This is a genomic window from bacterium (assembly GCA_040755795.1).
Taxonomy (GTDB): Bacteria; UBA9089; CG2-30-40-21; order CG2-30-40-21; family SBAY01; genus JBFLXS01.
The window spans coordinates 1-1,242 of the sequence record JBFLXS010000713.1; the positions used below are offsets into that span (position 1 = coordinate 1).

Sequence of the window (1,242 nt, forward strand, 5' to 3'; positions counted from 1 at the left end):
AATTGTGTGACCATTGCTCGGCTAAACCAAATCCAATTTTTAAGTCATCTCTAATCGCTTCCAAAACATGCCAGTTTCTCAATTTGTATTTAATGTCAACGTAACACACACCCGGTGTGTCTATTTATATTTAAAAAGAAGAAGACTGTGGTTTAAAATTACTTTGTATCCACCCACCCTGTCATCGCCATAAAGGCGCATCTTTTCATATCAGCTAATAGGAAATCCCCCTTAGAACTAGCTTCGCTGCCTTCATCTAAAACTTGATTAGGGTCACGACCAAAATCTGTTGGTAAGACTGGTCGGGCAGACCAACCCTCAAAAGACTCATCGTCTGGAACCATAAGCATAAAGGCATCGGCTCCATATTTCCTTCTCACTTTAGCTAGTTGTTTCTCCGCCTCTCTACGTTTAAAGGGATTTAAACCTCCTGGGGTAAGTGGAATTGCAAAGGTTTTTATATGAGTCCATATTTCTTGGGGAATTCTTCCGTTTATTACCCAACCGTTGGGTACTCCTACTCTCTCTAACAAATCTATCCTTCTGCCATGTAATTTCTGTGCAAGTACTTGGGGGTTATCTTGTTCTCTGCTCTCCTCAATCTTTCTCATATGCTGTCTTATATCATAATCATGCCCTAAAGTCAAATTTTTTACGATGTATATAATATTTCTATGTCTTATAAGTACAATTGGTCTTTACTTCGTGCTGAATTTATAACTGGGTCTTGGTTAACTGTTTCAGATTTTTTTAGAGATAAAGGAATTTCTTCTAATTCTCGTACCAGGACAAACGCTAAAGGATGGAACGGGGCCAGGGTTGATTATCTCAAAAAAGTGATTTCTCAAACTCAACAAAAGGCTATAGAATCGGAAACAGATATAAGAATAAGACAACAACAGGAAGCTAAACTCCTTCAGAGAAAAGGATTAGAAAAACTGGATGAACTTGAGATAAGGACGGTTGAAGAAGCTAGACGGCTAATTACATCAGGACTTCAGGAAGAAAGACTAGCGCTTGGCCTGGACCAAAAAACTGCTACCCAGGTGCAAAGCTATTCCACCTCCCAGGTGGAATATCTATTCTATTATATCAGAAAAAGTCCAATGTCAATACTCCAATGGTAGCTTTGCGTTCCCACTATCCCGACAGACAAAGACATCTTGGGGTTATTTTACCATACCTTTACAATAATACTTAATTCTACGATGTCAGGTGTGAACATAATTTTAAAATGATGTA

General features: G+C 38.6%; 2 protein-coding genes. One reads left to right on the forward strand and one right to left on the reverse strand.

The features are described from left to right. Positions 1-158: 158 nt before the first annotated feature. A complete protein-coding gene (locus tag AB1414_21130) occupies positions 159-611 on the reverse strand; it encodes a hypothetical protein (protein MEW6609916.1) in 453 nt (150 codons plus the stop codon). A 63-nt stretch (positions 612-674) separates the two neighbouring features. On the opposite strand from AB1414_21130, the gene AB1414_21135 reads away from it, so the two are divergent. Further along, the gene (locus tag AB1414_21135; protein MEW6609917.1) at positions 675-1,127 is read left to right on the forward strand and encodes a hypothetical protein; all 453 of its coding nucleotides are present in this window, start codon (positions 675-677) and stop codon (positions 1,125-1,127) included. Positions 1,128-1,242 lie beyond the last annotated feature (115 nt).